The sequence below is a fragment of the Nocardioides islandensis genome (genome assembly GCF_015352455.1).
Lineage (GTDB): Bacteria > Actinomycetota > Actinomycetes > Propionibacteriales > Nocardioidaceae > Nocardioides > Nocardioides islandensis.
Window position 1 is genome coordinate 95,265 of record NZ_JADKPN010000012.1, and the last position, 18,679, is coordinate 113,943.

An 18,679-nucleotide genomic window follows, 5' to 3' on the forward strand; every position below is an offset into this window, starting at 1 on the left:
ATGTTGCGACCATTCTTATTGATCGGCGTCGGTGGATCGGGTGGAAAGACGCTTCGCATCGTCCACCACGAGCTCGAGCGTCTACTCGGGGAGATCGGCTGGGACGAGCCCTTTCCCGCGGGCTGGCAGTTCCTCCACGTCGACGTGCCCAGCGTGGCAGACGGTAACGACCCAGACCTGCCGGCCCAGCTCCAGCAGGGCGAATATGCCGGACTCGTCACCGCCGGCATCAACTACCGAACCATCGACACGGCATTGGCAGGCACAGGCCGCACGCGAGAGGGCGACTCGATCGCCGGCTGGCGCCCGCTTCCCGAGCACGTCAAAGTGCCGGTCGAGCGAGGTGCTGGGCAGTTCCGAGCACTTGGCCGGATCATCACCCTGGCGAACATGCGAAGTGTGAAGTCACGGCTCGACGATGCAATGCGCAACATCAGCGGCCGCGAGGTAACCGGCCAGCTCATGGAACTCACCCGACTGCTCGGTGGAACGCCTTCGAACGTGCAGAAGCCCCCGGTGGCCGTGGTCGTCTCGTCGATCGCCGGTGGGTCTGGGGCCGGGGCCGCGATCGACGTTTGCGATCTCCTCCGCGCTAGCGGCCCCGGGGTGTGGCCAAGCGAGTCCGTCGGCATCCTCTACTCCCCCGACGTGTTCGACTACCTCGACCCGGCGCGACGCCGCGGGGTGCGCCCCAACGCCCTCGCCACCCTTGCCGAGCTGGTCGCTGGCTACTGGAACAACAAGGGGCCTTCACAAGAGACCATCGGCATCCTGAACCGTCAGGGCGTTGCCGTCGGGGATGTCGACCGCCTCGGTCCCCGATACAGCTTTATCGTCGGCGCCAAGAACGACTACATCACGTTTCGGACGCAGAACGACATCTACGCTGCGATGGGACGTTCGCTTGCCTCGTGGGTCAGCAGCCCTGTGCTGCAGGACCGCATGGATGCCTACGTGTCGGGCAACTGGTCCGCGTCAGCGATCTCTGTGCCCGACGAACTCGGCATGAAGACCAATGAGATGGAGACCCCTTTCACAGCAATGGGCTCGGCACGCGTGGGTCTGGGGCGCGATCGGTTTCGCGACTACGCCGCCCAACGTCTGGCTCGTGGTGCTGTTGAGCTGTTGCTCAACCGTCACGAGCAGCGCCGAGCTCGCGGAGATGAGCGGCCTCCTTACGTGATCGCCCAAGAGATTGCGGACAACGCCTTCGCTGGATTCTTGGAGAACTCCAACCTCAACGAACGTACCGAGGAGAAGAACGAGATCCTTGACGCATTTCGGCCAACCGACCGGGAGGTCAAGATGCGGCAGCTGATGGACAGCATCTACGACCAGGTCACGTCCAACTCCCCGCCGAAGGGCCTCACGGTGTCCGAGTGGCGGGACCGCATTTCGCAGCGTGTCCGCGAGGTCATTGACCGGACGCTGGACGAGTTCGACGTTGAGAACCGGGCTCGCGGTCGTGTTTGGGTAACGGCGATGCAGCCCGACTTCCGCCGCCTTTCCGCCCGTACCCTGTCGCAGGAAGGCACGGTCGTCACCGCGCTGCTCTTGAGGAAGCTCGCCGACGAGCTGCGGGCCGTGCGAACCGAGCTAGAGCAGGAGGCCAGCAAGTATCTCCGCTCGGGGGAGAACTTCGAGGGCGAGATCGACAGTGCTCTGCGCAGCGCCGATGGTGACCTTCTGCCCAGGGAGCACCCGAGCGTGCGAACTGCGGTCCGTCGCGGGATAGCTGCAGTCCACTACCGCGCGGAGGCGAGGCTGCGACAGCTGGTCGTCGGCATCATTCCCGACCTGGTCAACAACGTCGTCATCAAGATGGCCGAGGAGATCGAGCGTGCAGGTCAGGGCCTACTGGCGGAGCGGAGCCCTGCCAACGCACAGCCTTCCGCGATCTCCTCCTGGCCCGAAGGCGAGGAGGTGCCGAAGGTACTGCGTCCGGCGGCCAACGAGTTCCTCCTCGAAGATCCCGACACCTTCGCGCAGTCGCTCAACCGTCTCATCCTTCGCAGCACAGAGGCCCAGGACCTGAACGGCGCATACCGGCGCACCCTCCGGGCGATCATCGAGGGCAGCGATGACGCATCAACCGAGGATCAGAGGGTCGTCAGGCAACCGTCGGCCTGGACTCCGGCTGCGAGCGAGCTACACGTGGAGCTGTCGTCGGCTCAGCGCGCCGACTTCGACGTCCGGATCTCGGCCGGAGAGCTCCTCGCGCGCGCCACAGCCTGGCTCACCCGACCCGGAACACCTGCCGGGAGCTTCGTCGCCGAGAGTCTGAACCACTATCTCTCCGACTCAGGGGCCGAGGCAGCCGAAGTTTCAGAGCGTCTTGCGCGCTTCGAGCAGCGACTCAACGGTGCTGTCGATGCGGCCCAGCCGTTGATCGGCATCAAGAAGTCGGTGCTGGTCGCGGTCCATGGCCGACACGAGATCAAGAGTGAGACCTTCTTTTCAGAGATCCCCGTCGCCTCAAGCTCCAATGCGGCAAAGGTCGTCCAAAAGGTCTTGGAGAGCAAAGGTCTCTGGTCAGCAGAGACGAGTAAGAACTTCGCCGAGTCCGAGCGCAGCTTCATCGATGCCTTCACGGTGCTTGTCGAACCATACGAACCCGTTGTCTTCGACTCGCTGATGAAACCTATCGCCGAAGAGTGGGGAGACCGGAGCAAGACTGCCGACGGACGTGAGGAATTCTGGCGATGGCGGCGGGCACGGGCACTTCCGGAGTTTGTTCCGGCGGCCCCGGCAGTCACAAAGGCGATGGTCCGTGGCTGGTTCACGGCTAACCTCTTCGGGCAGGTACGCCTGGAGGACTCAAGCGCCTCCATCTTCGTACCCAATCCCGTCGGAGGGAACGGCGCTTGGCGGTCGTTCCCCAAGCCGATGCTGGCTAGCGGCATCACTGCCAACCATGAATACCTACCTCTAGCCCTTGAGTCGTTGCCGCTGGCCTGGGTGGAGCTCAGCACGACAGCGGACCTGAATGTGATGGCCCCCTACAAGCGGCTACGCGATCTGGGTACCAGTGGGAGCGGCGGACTTGACGTCTACGAGGCACTTAATCCCGAGCTCTCCAGGTGGATCGCCGAAGCCAGGCTTCCTCAAGGAGCTCCCGAGCCGAACTCCGAATTTGCTGGAGCGGCGAACGACAAGGCCGAGGGGCGTCAGGCGGCCATCCTCGGGCGTCTCGAGACTCTCGCAGGCACCTATCGAACACTGTTTGACCAAGTTGAGCGTCGCAGTGAGCTGCTTGTCCCTCGAGCCGACGAGCTGCGAGACGAGATCACGACCGCCCTCGAGGAACTGCAGCGCGTGGTACGAGAGACCGACCCAAGTTCCTCAAGGACTGACGTATGGAATTGACCGCACCTCCTGCGCTCACCGTCCTGATCCTTGAGGACGATCCGGAAGGTGAGGCGGTCCTGGACATCGCCGAGGAGTGGTACGCCCAGCGGGTGCTCACTGACGTCGCAGTCGTCACGCCAGGGTGGGTCACAACCACCGGGCCCGGGCCAGCGACAGTGTCCACGCACCTGCTCGGCGGGGACCAACCGAACGATCTGATGACCTACCTCGGCTCACGGCCCCTGGGCCTGGTGCGACTCATCGTGCTCAATGTCTTGACCCACCAGGAGAAGAACAGCGATCGGTTGGTGAGTGCCTGCGACGAGGTTGCCACGCTGATCAGGCGCGCCATGCCTCTAGCGGTCGACGACAAGGGCTTGACCACTGGCGTCCGCCTCGTACGAGTCAACTTGATGGTGCCCGAGTCGAGCGTGGCTCTCCAGCAGCGCAGCCTGATCCAGCCCGGCTGGGAAGTAAACGCGGTGGTGTCTCCCGAGGATCGACCAGATCTGGACCGGATGAACGTCTTCGTGCGATCGGGTGTCAATCTCGCCGGACATGCGCTCACAGCCGCAGCGACCATAGGCGGACTGTGGGTGGGGATGGGGAAGGCGGCATTCGACGACATCGAGGTCGACTCGACGTACGGCGGTCTCGAGGTGCACGTGGTCCGCTGCCAGGCCAAGATGATCGTTGGTGATGACCGGGTCGAGCTTCTTGCGGGTGATGCGATCTCGCGCATCACCAGGACTCCGGACGGGGCGGTGCACTTCATCCGGTGGGGCTACGAGACCGACAGGCCGGATCAATGGGTCACGTCGACGTTGGGACGCTTGGTCGAACTTCCCGAGTGGAAGGCCGAGCAGCGACGGTCGGCTCCTCTGTCACGAGCTGAGATCCCACTAGGCACGCTGATTCGCGACTGGTTCCGATTCCAGGCCGCCCTACCGCTGGTCGCTTTGGGTCTGCTCGGCGCCAAGGCACGCGACACTCTGGAGCGAAGCGTCACGGGCGCTCTGGTCGGCGGTGATGCAGGCGTGGTCGGCCGTATCTACCCGGTGACTCCCGATCTCGCTGGCAAGGCCGCCGAAATTCGACTGGGCGAGCTCGCCCTCTCCTTGGAGCCACTTCGGCTCGAAGAGCACGCCGCCTCCTGGGGTCAGACGACGCCAACGGCCTGGCGTCGGATCAGAGACCTGGCCATCGGACTTGTCGACGGCTCAGACCTTCCTGATCCCTTTAACCGGCAATCCAAGGCCGAGCTCGTCGAGGTGCTCGCACCGAGCAGGGTCGTCGCCCCTCAGCGGCCAACGCGTTCGGAGCAGTCCCTCGAGGAGCCGCAGCAGAGCGGCGCGTCCGCCGAGGCCCCGCAGCTCGAACAGCCCTCCCAGACAGACACCCCTTCGACCGAACCTGCGTACGGGGTCTCAGGTCTCCTGGATCGCCTCGCGGAACATGTCCAGAGTTCAGAGGATCACGAGGCGAAGGCAGCTCAAGCGGCAAGCGAGGACATCGAGAGATACGGGTCAGCTCCTCCGACCAAGTCACTCCAACGAGCGCGCACCCTGTGCTTGGTTGCCTGGATCGCCGCCCTGGTGGTGTTGGTGATTGTCGGTGTCCGGCTGTGGTTGAGCATCCGTAACGGTCATGCCTTCGCCGACACCGAGGTGTGGAGCCGAGCGTTGTCGGGCCTGATTCTGGGCGCGGCAATATTCCTGATCGGTGGGCACCTTTATTACCGGGCCCTTCGGCAGTACGAGTGGCAGGTTCGACAGCGCATGCACGCGCTCAGGGTGGCCACCGACGAGTACGTCTCTGCACGTCAACAGCAGAAGCGTTGGGCCGTTATGGGACACGGCCTCAGCGACTGGATCAGAATCCTCCGTCAGCTCCTGCACGCACCCCTCTCAACCCGGCAGAACCCCGCACGGGCCGCTGTGCTCGAGTTCCGAGGGTTGCCCGCAGCCGTTGCGGTCGCAGTCGCCCGCGAACGCGTCAACGACACCGGTGCAGACCTGGGTCGTAGTGCAGCCGAAGCTCTCTGTACCCGGGGTTGGCTCCGCGAGGAGTTCGCACGCCTGGTCGCAGCGAGCCCGTCCAACAACCGCGAAGCGGGGGTCGTCGTCTCAGGCGACCTGCCAGCGGACCTCGATCTCGGCCTGAGACAACACGGTCCTCGGAGCGAGCTGGTCGACGTCGCCATCGGCGAACGCGTGAAGCGGGCGGCCACTGACGCCGCGGTGCACAAAGTGCACGAGATGGTCATTGAAGGACGCGTTCAAGTTCCGGATCTCACTGTCACGCGGACAGGCCCGTACTCCTCGGGACTGGTCGAAGACAACGTCAGCTTCTTGTCGTCATCTGTGATGCTGAGGGCTTCCTTCGCAGGGGAGATCTTCAGCGATCAGGCTCTGGTCGAAGGCCTGCAGATGCCGGAGCTGACAGTATTTAGTCTTCCGCCGGGCGTTCACGGCCGAGCGGGCGCGGACACGCGCATCGAACGCTCCGGGCTGTCGTTGATGACCAGGGTCGACGTCTCCAAGACACTCCGACTTGAGGACCTAACTCTGTTCGTCCGCAGGGCATCGCAAAGTCCTGTGGCTGAGCCCTCAGGGGCTGACGACTTCAATTAGATCTCGCAGGCAACCCCGTCGCCATCGCCGTCGAGGTCACGCCGGTAGCCAGGCTGTCCACGGTAGAGCGGGGCCACGCCGGCGGCCTCAGCCTCCGTGCAGTTGGCATACCACCTTCTGGGGACCATCAGTGGACGAGGCGTGGTCGCTCTGCTCCGTGGATTCGGCCGCATCTCTTGAGGCGTCTCCTGGTCAGGACATGTGCTGAGGATGCGGGCCATCGCGTCGTGTTCGGCGCGGGTCACCCACAGGCCGTAGCGGGCCTTCACGGCTACTTGCCGCAAGACATAAGCGCAGCGGAATGCTTTGTTCGGCGGCAGCCAAGTTGCGGCATCGCCAGCGCCCTTAGCCATATTGGTCGGGCCGTCAACCGCTAGCAGGTTCAAGGGGTCGTTGGCAAAGTCAGTACGGACGGCAAAGGACAATCTCTGAGCTCCTGTCTGCCAGGAGTTGCCCAGCGCCACCACGTGGTCGATCTCGACATCCGCCGACGTTGTCTCGCCTCGCACGAAGGGGATGACCTGCGCGGTGTAGGGGTCGACCAACAGACCTCCACGAACGACGCACCCGTGGGTGCCCCGGTCGATCACTTTGGCGACGAGATCGCGTCGGAGGACGTCATTGCGCGTATCGCACCCGTTGTGCCCCAACGGCGCGCGATTATCGTCGGTCCACGCGGGCCCGAACTGCTCTCGGCTATAAGACGTCATGGGGGCTCGCCCTCGGATCGGTAGCGTCGCGAGTACGGAGAGAGCCGGCGAGCCAGCGTCGTGCTCTTGCGCCCCAGCCGGTGCGGTCGAACCTCCGGTTGGCTCGCGGGATGGGTGATTCTGCGACGACGCGGTCCCGGATGACCTGCCTCCTGGGAAGGCCGATGACGTCGAGGGACTCGACTGCTCAGTGCTCGTGGCATCGGAACCCGCGACCACCAGGCCTCCGATGAGCACCACCGAAGCAGCGAGCGTGACGGACACCCCGGGGTGGCGCCGCACCCAACCACGTCCGGCTTTGCTGCCGGAATCGACGGGGGCCGTATGGCCGGGCCACGGCTCGACATCGGCGGCATCGGTCGAGGATGGCCGAAGCGCGAGCCATTCCTGCGGGTCGTCCGGATGTCCAGGATCATCCGGACGTACATTCTCCAGCTGGTGTGGGACTAAGCCGTGCGGTCTGTCTTCGGAAGGCTTGTCCCACATCAAGTCCAGCTCATCACCGGATGGAGGCGGCCGGTCAATCTCACCTCCGTGGCCACCTCTCCGGAGCGGTCCGGGCCGCCAGCTGAGCGAGGACCACCGCGCGCCCATGTCAACCTTTCGTCATCACCGGACGCGCCATGCGACCACGAGCGATCAAGATTGCCTGCACCGTCGTCGACCGGAACGACGTCCATTGCTTCATTCTCAGCGATGCTCGGACAGCAAATAGTAAGTCCGGAAGCGAGCCTGACACCCAACCTTGGGCGAATGTTCTTTGGCTGATTGGTTCCGCTCATCATTGGCCAACCGGGTCGCAGGGCAGGAGAAGTTGGTGACACTCGTCGGGTGAACCCTTTGCGCTGTCGGAGTAACGCCGCATGACAGAGATTGGGCGAGCCGGATGCGGCCGACACTGAGATGCCAAAGCCGATTGCACCGTCCCGGTCAGTCAGACACCGTGGAATGCTGGTCGCATGGTGAGCAGCACGTCGCCCTCGGTGTGGGAGCTGCTCCAGAACTTTGCTGCAACGCAGCGAGGAAGCTTCACAACTCAGGATGTCGTGTCGTGGTTTCGCCGCCACGCCCCTGCGAAGGCGAACGATCAGACGGTGCGCACGCACGTACGCGGTGCATGCTGGAACGTCGGAGATCGATCACAGTTCTCGCACCGGGAGCCGTTCCTGACACGGCTCGACCGCGGTGTCTTTCGTCGGGCGACGCTGGAGGAGATCGAGCGCTGGGCAGCCGACGAAAGCCACGACGGCGACCGCGCAACGTCACGGGTCGTTGCACCGCACCACCTTCAGGGCGCTGCCAGTGATACGTCTGGACTGTCGGACGAATGGCACACGGATGCCAACATCCAATCGGCACTGGTGACCGCGCTGGCCGTTGACGGCTGGCGCATCGTGTCCGTCGCCAACACTGCGACCAAGGAACACGGGATCGACGTCATCGCTGATCACGAGGGACAAACCGTCGGCATCGAAGTCAAAGGATTTCCCAGCCGCCAGTACGCCGACCCGGCACGGCGGATCGAGACCAAGCGCACCAACCCAAGCACCCAGGCTGCGCACTGGTACGCACAGGCGGTTCTGGCTGCCATGCGGCTTCGCGGCAAGGAGCCCACCTGGCGCAGCGTCATCGCGCTGCCCGACTTCCGCCGCTATCGCGACCTTCACGCCGAGACCGTGGGTTCGCTCTCTGCTGCACAGATCGACGTCTGGTGGGTCAACCAGGTCGGCGAGGTCGACCGCAACTGACCCTGCGAGCCTGGCAGAATTAGCTTTCGTTCCAGACGCCGCGCTGGAACGCGCCAAGGATCCGCTGGTGAGTCTGACGAGGTAAAGCACGGGTTCCTGGTTCTCCGAACGGCGTGCCAGGGCGGGCGGCGGCGTCGTCCAGCAGCTGGTCGAGCCCGGCCCGCGCCAATAGCAAAAGCCCGTGCGTTGCCCGGGTGCAGGTGACAGCCAGCCGGCCGAACGCGGAGTTGAAGTCATCCAGCCGATCGGCACCGGACAGCGGGTGCAGGGCGACAGTGATCCGGTTGGTCTGTCCCTGCCATGAGTCCACGGTCGAGGCAAGCAACACCCCGGACGGCAGGTCGAGCTCCTCGGTCAGGCGCTCGACGATCGCGGTCGCGTCGTCCACGGCCTGGTTGCGAGTCGCTAGTACGACGACGAGCGGGTCACCGTGCGGAGCCGACGACTCAACCCGGAGCTCATCGTCAGGGTCGCCTGCATCGTCATAGGTGCGCTCGACCGTCGCGAACCCTCCTTCGAGCAGGGGGCGCAGCAGCCGCTCCAGCACGTCGAGCAGGGGTTGGTCGATGTCCGGCGCCTCGGGATCGGGCAGTCCGGCTACCTCGAGGAGAGTGGGTCGGCCGCTGGCGACCGCGGCCCACACATCTGACGCCACGCCCGCCAAGGTGGGCAGCTCGATCGAGCGGTCGCCCGGGGCAGCCACACAGTCGAGCTGGTCCCAGTCGCCGTAGAAGGCACGCCACAGGGGCAGCTGCTCAGCCGTGGGTCGCCACACCGCGGGGAGGTCGCGCGAGAACGTCGACTCCTGACGCTCGTAAGCCGTAGGCCAGGCCCGGTACGGGTTGTACCCGGGGTCGCCGCGCCACGGGTTCTCGCTGGGGTCGATCGGGGGCAGCTGGCCGACGTCACCGACGCCGACCGCGACAGGCGCATAGCCTTCGACCCCGGTGAACAGGTGCAAGGGCAGCTGCCACGCCTCGTCGACGAAGAGCACGTCGAAGATCCGCTCACCGTTGGCACCGGCCCCGAGCCGGGCGAGCATGCGGTCGCGCTCGCCGAACACCCGGAACTTGTGCGACACCCCCAAGACCACGCGCACGTCCTCGGGGATGTCGCGAGACTTGGTGACCACCGTGAGGTCGTCGTCGATCCCGTCCGGGAGCTTGGGCCGCCACTTCTCGGACACGAACAGGCAGACCTGGCCCTTTCCGTAGACGGCTCCGAGCCGTTGCGCCAGGGGGATCACCTGCTTGTTGGCGAAGGCGGTCACCGCCACCCGGAGACAGTTTGGGTTGGCCAGGGCCTGGCCGACCATGGCCACCAGCGCGTACGACTTCCCAGCTCCGGCCGCCGCGCGCAGCAGGACCTTCTCGTACGGCGCCGTGCCGTGCAGCACCGCCATCAGCGCGTTGGTCGCCTCGGCCGCGGCGACGACGTTCTCCGCGGCGGCCTGGGAGTGGTGGCGCACATCCCCGAGCTCAGCCTCCGGCAACGTGAACTCGAGCCGGGTCACTCGACGTCGTCCATCGTCAGCCCGTCAGGTATCGGTCCGGGGTCCATGGTCGCGGTCTGGTCGGTGCTCTCGTCGAGGTCGAACCGCTCCTCGTCCACCACGGGCGGCCAGACCTCCGGGTTCAGCTCGCCCCGAGCACGACGCGCCGCGATCTCGTCGCTCCACTCCGCCTCGGCGACGGCGTGCGGTCGACAGCACCACTGGTGCGTCTCCGGGTCGGCGGCGTACGACGTGGGCGTGCACGTGGCCTTGGGCGCGGCGAGGCCGTCGAGCCCGGGTCGGGTCACGGCGAGCTCGTGACCAGACTTGTAGGGGTTGCCGAACCACTCGATCTCCGCGACCACCACGACATCTCCGACCGAGAGGGCGGGGTCGACGAGCGGCTCCCACAGCAGCCCGGGACCCTGTCCGTCGTCCGTCAGCGGTCCGAGTGGCACCTGGCCCAGCTTGAAGCTGGTCGCTTGTACGGTGAGCGTCACGGTCGGCTGCTCGACCGTCGCGCCCGAAGGAGAGTGCAAGAGCGCGACCCGAACGCCGTCGCCGAGTCGTCGCGATCCCACGTCGAGTCGCAGCGGCGCCGTCGCGGTTACCGTGGCCAGCGCCAGTTCCCGGACGCCGGCGACGGCGGCCCGGTCGCGGGCGACCTGTCCGTCTACGAGCGTCGCCAGCTGGTCCCGACACTTCCGGTCGGCGTCGAGCATGTCCACCTGGGCGTTGCGCCAGTACCGGTAGGTGCGCGAGAAGCGCACTAGATCGGAAGCCTGGAGGGCCAGTCTGCGACCCCACACGACCTGGGCATCGCTCTCGAGCGCGCGGTGGGCATCGCGGAGTCGCGACCGTGGGAACCGCTCCATGGCTGCGACCGCTCGGAGCAGGATGTCGATCCGGTACTCGAGTGCCTCGGTCACCATCCGCTCGTACGCGACCGGGTCACCCTTTTCTGGCCGTCCGGCCTCGTGGATCTCGTCCGAGGCGGCGTTGGACAGCCGAGCCCCGGGCGTGTGGCGCCGGTCCGCAATGTCGTCCGCCACGGCGCGGTGGTCCAGCGGCTCGGTTGCCTCCGCCCACGCCACGAGGAGGTCGAGACGACCCGCGTCGTACGCCGGTCCGCCCGCCACCAGGTGAGTCGCGAGCACAGCGCGTGCATCGACCACGGGCTGGCGCAGGTTGAAGGCCCGCGCTCGGTCCTCCTCGAGCAGGAGGCTGACTGCGATCCGTGCGTCCTCACCGAGCGCCATCGGCATGGTCGCGGGCTCACCGTCGAAGGTGAGGATCTCGCGTCCCTCGTCGAGGTCGCGCTGCCAGCGCAGCCGGCTCAGCTCCACCCCGGCCAGCGAGTCGGCCATCGACACGAGCAGGTCGGCCGTCGGCTTGTCGGGCACCACGAGGTGCACCGGCCCGTGGCCGAGCTCAAGCACTTCCCGGATCTCACGACCCAGGAGCGTCATGAGGTCGTGCCGGGTCTCGGTCGCGTTGGTGCGGTCGTACACACGGTGCTGCCACGGCTCGGCGCCCGATCCGTCCAGACGCTGGACCGCGACACCGTGCACACCCAGGGCGGCGGCATCGGACTTCACCAGCGCGACGTGGATGCTGCCCGGCAGGCCGATTGGGTCGATGCGACGTCGCCCGGTGGGCTGCCCCTCTCCGCTCGCCGTGGCGACCACCTGGGCGACCAGCGACTGTGGTGTGGAGGCCGGAGGCGCCACACCCGTGCCGCCGACCAACCCACGAAGCGCCGCTCTCTCCGCAGGCCGGACCCCGATCTCGGTCAGGACCGCCGCCGGGTCCTCCGAGGCGCGGAGTACTCCTCGGCAGTAGCGGAACAGGGAGCACGTCGGACAGGTGGCGGGGTCGAAGGTCGCCTCGACGTGCGCCACGTGCTCGCGCAGCTCGTCGTCAGTGGCGGCCTCGAGACGCGCCTCGTGGAGGGCGGCGATTCGCTCCCGCACCCGGACCCGTACCTCGCGCCGGTGGTCGGCGAGGTCCTCAACGGTGGCTTCGGGTCGTAGGTAGGCGTTGCGCGGGACGGCGAGGACGCCGTACCGGTGCACCTCCATGCCGTCGGGCCGCTGGTCCCAGCTGGCGGCGGACTCGGCACCGAGCGCGACCTGCAGGAAGCCCTTGAGCATCCGGCCGTCGTCGATCCGGGCACGTACCCGCTCGTAGTCCTTCGCGTCACCCACCACAAGCCAGGAGCCGACGACTTTCTCCTCGACCACCCGCGGGGCGACGATGGCGAAGTCGGGACGTACGTCGGTCGCTCGCTCCTCTCCCTCCAGCTCGAGGAAGGGGACGCGGAGGCCGAACAGCATGGTGGCCTCGCCAGCGTGCCGAGCCTTGAGATGCGCGCCGGCCAGCTCGCTGGCGGTGCCGGCGACCGAGTCGTGACCCGACCGCACCCGCACCCGCTCCGGCCGGTCGAGCTCCAGCAGCCCGACCGCACGGGTGAGGAGCTCGGACACGAACGCTTGGTCGTGGACCAGCCGCTCGAAGGCCATCGCTCGCACCCAGCGGGCCACGGGGATGCCCCCGCCGATGTCCGGGGCCTCCAGGGTCGTCGCCAGGGCTCGACGGGTCCGACCGGTGATCAGAGGGTCCGTGGCCCGGAACCGTGGGCAGCCAGCGTGCGCCGACGACGCCACGGCGCCGCTGCCGCCACCCGCGATGAGCGAACCCATGTCTCACCTCCCCCGTTACCTGAGCCTGCGCCGATGAGGTTAGGTGAGGGTCCGACACAAATCCGCCTGTTCGTCGGATGTAGGTGCGAATTCTCGCTCAACAGCGGCAATAGGCGGTTTATCACGGATGGGTGAGGTATTAACGAGGCCGTGACGTCCATCTACGAGGTTCTCGACCATCTGCGTGGCTCCGCACTGTCGGAGTACGACAAGGGCGCCAAGTTCGAGCGGTTGGTGCAGGCCTATCTGCGGGTGGACCCGGTGTACGGCGACCAGTTCTCGGACGTCTGGCTGTGGGGTGAATGGCCGGGCAACCAGGGCAAGCACGACACGGGGATCGACCTGGTGGCCAGGGACCGGGTCAGCGGCGGTCTCACGGCGATCCAGTGCAAGTTCTTCGCGCCCACCACCACAGTCTCCAAGCCGATGATCGACAGCTTCCTGTCCGCCTCGGGCACGCAGGCCTTCACCGACCGGATCATCATCTCGACCACCGAGAAGTGGGGCAGCAACGCCGAGCAGGCGATCAGGGACCAAAGCAAGCCCGTACGGCGTGTGGGCCTCAGCGACCTCGAGCACTCCCGGGTGGACTGGCAGTTCCTGGACCCCACCCAGGTGCGGATCGAGCTGGAGCTGCGCACCCGCAAGAAGCCCCGCGACTACCAGCGGGTCGCGATCGAGAAGGTGACCGCCGGGTTCGGTGAGCACGACCGCGGCAAGCTGATCATGGCGTGCGGCACCGGCAAGACCTTCACGTCGCTCCGACTGGCCGAGCAGAACGTCGGCCCGGGCGGCCGGGTGCTCTTCCTGATCCCCTCGATCTCCCTGCTCTCCCAAACCGTCCGCGAGTGGGTCTCGGAGGCCGAGATCCCGATCCGGCCGCTGGCGGTCTGCTCAGACGCCAAGTCCACCAAGCGCTCCTCGAACGACGAGGACATCAGCGCCATCGATCTCGCGTTGCCCGCCACCACGGACGTCGCCGTACTGCGCCAGCGGCTGTCCGCGGCCGCCACCGACACCGAGGCGATGACCGTCGTCTTCTCGACCTACCAGTCCATCGACGTGGTCGCTCAGGCCCAGCAGGACGCTTTCGACCTGGTCATCTGCGATGAGGCCCACAGGACCACGGGGATCACGCTCGCCGGGTCTGACGAGTCGGCCTTCGTCCGGGTGCACGACAACTCGTACCTGCCCGCCGTACGCCGCCTCTACATGACGGCGACCCCGCGGATCTACACCGACGCTTCGCGCACCAAGGCCGGCGACGCAAACGCGGTGCTCGCCTCGATGGACGACGAGGAGACCTACGGCCCGGAGTTCCACCGACTCGGCTTCGGGGAGGCCGTGGGCCTGGGTCTGCTGACCGACTACAAGGTACTGGTCCTGGCCGTGGACGAGGAGTCCGTGGCGCGCACCCTCCAGCACCAGCTCTCAGACGCGAACAACGAGCTCAACCTCGACGACGCGGCCAAGCTGGTCGGCTGCTGGAACGGGCTGGCCAAGATCGGCCGGGCCGAGCACAGCTTCGAGCCCGACATCGCGCCGATGAAGCGCGCCGTGGCGTTCGCCGGCAACATCAAGGACTCCAAGCGGGTCGCGGACCTGTTCAGCCAGATCACCGAGCACTACGCACGATCGGCCGGCCTCGAGGAAGACGGCGAGCTGCCGCTCACCTGCTCGGTGCAGCACGTCGACGGCACCTACAACGCTCTGGAGCGCAACAAGCTCTTGGACTGGCTCCAGGAGGAGCCCGCCGAGAACTCGTGCCGGGTGCTCACCAATGCCCGCTGCCTCTCCGAGGGTGTCGACGTGCCCGCCCTCGACGCGGTGATGTTCCTGTCACCCCGGAAGTCGGTCGTCGACATCGTCCAGTCGGTCGGCCGGGTGATGCGGCTGTCCGAGGGCAAGCAGTTCGGCTACATCATCCTGCCGGTCGGCATCCCGGCCGGGATGAGCGCCGAGTCGGCGCTCGCGGACAACAAGCGGTACGCCGTGGTGTGGGAGGTGCTCCAGGCGCTCCGCGCCCACGACGAGCGCTTCGACGCGATGGTCAACCGCATCGAGCTGACCACCGGCCGCGACTCGCGCATCAACGTCATCGGCGTCCACGGCGGGGGCGGCGAGACCGAACAGTTGGCGCTCCCGCTGGCCTTCCAGGACCTCGACCTGCTCCGCGACACGATGTACGCCAAGATCGTCGCCAAGGTCGGCAGCCGCCGCTACTGGACAGACTGGGCCAAGTCGGTTGCTGAGATCGCCACCCGGCAGACCACCCGGATCCACGCACTATTGAGCGACCCCGGCACCACCAATGTCCGTGAGGAGTTCGACCGGTTCCTGGCCGGCCTGAGGGGAAACCTCAACGACGGTATCTCCGAGTCCGACGCCATCGACATGCTGGCCCAGCACCTGATCACCCGGCCGGTCTTCGACGCGCTGTTCGCCGGATCGCAGTTCCTCGAGCACAACCCGGTGGCTCGACAGATGGAACGCATGCTGGCCACCCTCGACCAGCACAACGTCGACGACGAGAACCGCACCCTCGAGAAGTTCTACGAGTCGGTCCGGATGCGCGTCGACGGCATCAACAATGCTGAGGGTCGGCAGCGCATCATCACCGAGCTGTACGACACCTTCTTCTCCACTGCTTTTAAGAGGACCGTCGACAAGCTCGGCATCGTCTACACTCCGGTCGAGATCGTCGACTTCATCCTGCGCTCGGCCGACGTCGTGCTCCGCCAGGAGTTCGGCCAAGGCCTCACCGACGAGGGCGTCCATATCCTCGACCCGTTCACCGGCACGGGCACGTTCATGGTCCGCCTGCTCCAGCTCGGGCTGATCGAACCGCACGACCTGGCCCGTAAGTACGCCGAGGAGCTGCACGCCAACGAGATCCTGCTGCTGGCCTACTACATCGCCGCCGTCAACATCGAGACCACCTACTACGACGTCATGACCTCCGCCGCCGCCCCCGGCGGCGGGAAGCGCGCCGCCGACCCCGGCCACGAGTACGTCGAATTCCCAGGCCTCGTCCTCACCGACACCTTCCAGTCGTGGGAGGACGACGACACGCCCGACCTCGACGTCTTTCCGGAGAACAACGAGCGGCTTGAGCGGCTCAAGAGGCTCCCGATCACAGTGATCGTCGGCAACCCGCCCTACTCCGTGGGTCAGGACTCCGCGAACGACGACAATGCGAATGAGAAGTACATCTCACTCGATGCGGCAATCGAAGATACGTACGTAGCCCGTTCGTCCGCTACCTCCCGCCGCACGCTCTACGACTCCTATATCAGAGCCATCAAATGGGCCACGCTGCGGATTAGAGACCGAGGGGTCGTCGCCTACGTCACTAACGGTGGCTGGCTGGACTCCAACACGGCAGACGGAATGCGGCAATCGCTGGCCGAGGAATTCTCCTCCATTCACGTGCTCAACTTACGCGGCAACCAGCGCACCGCCGGTGAGCAGTCACGCAGGGAAGGCGGAAAGGTCTTTGGCGGAGGGAGCAGGGCGACCGTCGCGATCACCCTGCTGGTCAAGAATCCGGACGTGACCGGGCCTGCGATAATTCACTACACCGACATCGGCGACTACCTATCCGCTGAACAGAAACTGGCGAGGACCGCCGCCGCAGGCGACGTCACGGGGCTCGACTCCGTCGTGGACATCGTGCCGAATGAGTTCGGCGATTGGCTTGAGCAGCGTCGGGACGATTTCGACAAGTTCCTCGCGATCAGTGACAAGAGCGGTGGACTCGCGATCTTTCGACGAAGCACTCTGGGACTTGCGACAGGCCGTGATGCCTGGGTCTACGGATCGTCCAGGAGCCAGGTCGCGAAGCAAGTCACAGGCATGATCGGCTACTTCAACGCCGAGATTGCACGGGCCGAGGGCGAGCTTGGCTACCTGCCGAGTCGTGATCCAAAGCGTGTGAGTTGGAACCGGAACTTTGATCAGGCATTCGCCAAATTACGACGGTTGTCATTCACGGACCGCGTGATTCGAAGGGCCGCCTACCGTCCGTTCCTTCGACAATGGGTCGCGTTCGACCGCGACGTAAATGCGATGACGTACAGGCTGCCTCAGGTATTCGCATCGCCGATTGCACAAAGCCCTGGCATCTGCGTGACCGGACCATCCTCTCACTTCGATTTCTGCGCACTTGTTGCGGACGAGCTCCCCGACCTGCACCTACTAGACACGGGTCAGTTCTTCGCGCGTTGGCGTTTCGAGCCGCTCGACAAGGCGGAGGCACTCGACTTCGGCGGCGATGGCGAGGTCGTCGACGGCTACCGCCGAATCGACAACATCACCGACGAGGCGCTGCGGCGGTTCGTCGCGGCGTACGGGGATCGCACCACCAAGGACGACATCTTCCTTTACGTCTACGGGCTTCTGCACAGCCCGGAGTACCGGGTGACCTATGCGGCCGACCTGAAGAAGATGCTGCCCCGGATCCCTCTCGTCGAGGACCCGTGGCCGCTCGTCGAGGCCGGCCGGAGACTCTCCGAGCTGCACCTGGGCTACGAGTCCATGACGCCGTACCCGCTAGACGGCCTCGACGCCGAGCCGACAGCGGACGAGGATCCGTACGACTTCTTCCGGGTGCAGAAGATGGCCTTCGCGAAGATGCGAGACCCCGAGAGCAGCAAGCTCGTCGCCGACCGCACCCGCGTCGTCTACAACTCACGGATCACGTTGGGCGGGATCCCAGAGGACGCCTACCGCTACCAGCTCGGCTCGCGGTCGGCGATCGAGTGGATTCTCGACCGCTACCAGGTGAAGACCGACAAGGCCTCCGGCATCGTCAACGACCCCAACGACTGGTCCAAGGAAGTGTCGGACCCTCGCTACATCATTGACCTGCTGGCCCGCATGGTGACGGTCAGCCTCGAGACCATGGCGATCGTCGATGACCTCCCGGCTCTCGCGATCCGGGATCAGCAGAACCCCACGTAATCCACGTCCAGCCAGAGCACGTTCGACATTCCGCAGACGAGGAGTAACCGATGGACGACATCTCGAGGATGTCTCCCTACGAAAGGCGAGCCTGGACAGAGGCCATCGAGAGGCTAAACCGGCGGGACGAGAGCGCTGCAAGGCGTTTGGCATCCCGAGTCTCCGCTCCCGTCAAGTCGACAGCGGTGAAGGTCTGGGCCAAGGTGCCGCTGCACGGGGATGTAGAGGGCCTGGTGACTCAGTCACTCCAAGGTCTCTTCACGGTCACGTTCGGCCCCGCGATGAACTCCGTCAACCCCGCTAAGGTGGCCAAACGCGTCGGTTCGCCGTTTGAGCAGTTCCACACCTTGGACCTGCAGATGCTGGACAAGGCGGTGCCGCGGACGCGGTGGTATTACACGCTGGGCGCGATGGCCGAGGGAGGAACCACGGCAATCGTCGTCACTGGCGCTGAGGTTTCGAGCACCGTCTCCGGTGGCACGACCGCCGCTGTGGCGGTTGCTGCCGTCGCGACCGACATCGCCGCGTCCATCGGGATCATGGGCCGCATCGTGGCGAAGGTTGCCGCCCACTACGGGTATGACACCAGCCTCCCCGAGGAAGAACTGTTCGTGCTGGGGGTTATCTCGCTAGGGACTGCCGGCTCGCCAGCCTCAAAGACTCAAGCGCTGTCCTCGTTGTCGCGATTGACCCAACAGATGATGCGTCAGCCCACCTGGGCCCAGCTGAACAAGAACGCCTGGGTGCAATTGGTCCAGAAGGTTTTCGATGCCCTCGGACTCAAGCTCACACAGCAGAAGCTTGGCCAGGCCATCCCATTCCTCGGAGTCCTGGTCAACGGCGGCCTGTCGGCTGAGATGGCCGACCGCACCTTCCGGCGCGCCCGAGACGCATATCGGCTTCGGTTCTTGGCGGACAAGTACGGCATCGACCCCGCCGAGTGGCTGGTCGAGCCAAACGAACCCCCACCCGACGATGTCCTCTCGGCAGCCCTGGAAAGTCTGGAGACTAGGCAAGGCTACGACGACGAGAAGAACGCGCCAACGTCCGAAACGTCGTCAGCCGAGACCGAACGGTGACTAAC

At 65.8% G+C, this 18,679-nt stretch carries 8 protein-coding genes and 1 pseudogene; 5 read left to right on the plus strand and 4 right to left on the minus strand.

The genetic code is table 11. The features are described 5' to 3' along the window. Positions 1 to 3,366: a tubulin-like doman-containing protein gene (locus ISU07_RS17865; protein ID WP_194708187.1), complete on the plus strand. Its 3,366-nt coding sequence runs from the start codon at positions 1 to 3 to the stop codon at positions 3,364 to 3,366. Continuing rightward, a complete protein-coding gene (locus ISU07_RS17870; protein ID WP_194708188.1) occupies positions 3,357 to 5,981 on the plus strand; it encodes a hypothetical protein in 2,625 nt (874 codons plus the stop codon). The genes ISU07_RS17865 and ISU07_RS17870 overlap by 10 nt, the downstream gene beginning before the upstream one ends. Here ISU07_RS17870 and ISU07_RS24160 read toward each other — a convergent pair. Continuing rightward, positions 5,978 to 6,154 (minus strand): excalibur calcium-binding domain-containing protein, encoded by a 177-nt coding sequence (locus tag ISU07_RS24160; RefSeq protein WP_323742696.1) that lies wholly within the window; start codon positions 6,152 to 6,154, stop codon positions 5,978 to 5,980. The genes ISU07_RS17870 and ISU07_RS24160 overlap by 4 nt on opposite strands. Before the next feature lie 6 nt (positions 6,155 to 6,160). Continuing rightward, a pseudogene (locus tag ISU07_RS24165) lies at positions 6,161 to 6,928 on the minus strand (HNH endonuclease family protein); the annotation flags it as partial. A gap of 722 nt (positions 6,929 to 7,650) precedes the next feature. Between ISU07_RS24165 and ISU07_RS17880 the strand changes: the two are divergent. After that, a complete protein-coding gene (locus ISU07_RS17880) occupies positions 7,651 to 8,439 on the plus strand; it encodes a DUF7669 domain-containing protein (RefSeq protein ID WP_194708189.1) in 789 nt (262 codons plus the stop codon). A gap of 19 nt (positions 8,440 to 8,458) precedes the next feature. Here ISU07_RS17880 and ISU07_RS17885 read toward each other — a convergent pair whose 3' ends face one another. Together ISU07_RS17885 and ISU07_RS17890 are read right to left on the minus strand one after the other, a co-directional pair. After that, a complete protein-coding gene (locus ISU07_RS17885; RefSeq protein WP_194708190.1) occupies positions 8,459 to 9,952 on the minus strand; it encodes a hypothetical protein in 1,494 nt (497 codons plus the stop codon). After that, a complete protein-coding gene (locus ISU07_RS17890) occupies positions 9,949 to 12,633 on the minus strand; it encodes a hypothetical protein (RefSeq protein WP_194708191.1) in 2,685 nt (894 codons plus the stop codon). Before ISU07_RS17890 ends, ISU07_RS17885 begins: the two co-directional genes overlap by 4 nt. Positions 12,634 to 12,783: 150 nt before the next feature. Here ISU07_RS17890 and ISU07_RS17895 point away from each other — a divergent pair, with 150 nt between their 5' ends. Both ISU07_RS17895 and ISU07_RS17900 read left to right on the plus strand, forming a co-directional pair. Beyond that, positions 12,784 to 17,595, plus strand: coding sequence for a DEAD/DEAH box helicase (locus ISU07_RS17895; protein WP_323742690.1), 4,812 nt, complete (start codon positions 12,784 to 12,786; stop codon positions 17,593 to 17,595). Positions 17,596 to 17,645: 50 nt separating this feature from the next. Further along, entirely contained in the window at positions 17,646 to 18,674 is a 1,029-nt protein-coding gene (locus ISU07_RS17900; RefSeq protein WP_194708192.1) for an EcsC family protein, read from the plus strand. Positions 18,675 to 18,679: the final 5 nt, after the last annotated feature.

Coding starts and splice junctions, on each gene's coding strand:
- ISU07_RS17865 (WP_194708187.1), top strand. CDS start 1: ATGTTGCGACCATTCTTATTGATCGGCGTCGGTGGATCGGGTGGAAAG.
- ISU07_RS17870 (WP_194708188.1), top strand. CDS start 3,357: ATGGAATTGACCGCACCTCCTGCGCTCACCGTCCTGATCCTTGAGGAC.
- ISU07_RS24160 (WP_323742696.1), bottom strand. CDS start 6,154: ATGCGGCCGAATCCACGGAGCAGAGCGACCACGCCTCGTCCACTGATG.
- ISU07_RS17880 (WP_194708189.1), top strand. CDS start 7,651: ATGGTGAGCAGCACGTCGCCCTCGGTGTGGGAGCTGCTCCAGAACTTT.
- ISU07_RS17890 (WP_194708191.1), bottom strand. CDS start 12,633: ATGGGTTCGCTCATCGCGGGTGGCGGCAGCGGCGCCGTGGCGTCGTCG.
- ISU07_RS17900 (WP_194708192.1), top strand. CDS start 17,646: ATGGACGACATCTCGAGGATGTCTCCCTACGAAAGGCGAGCCTGGACA.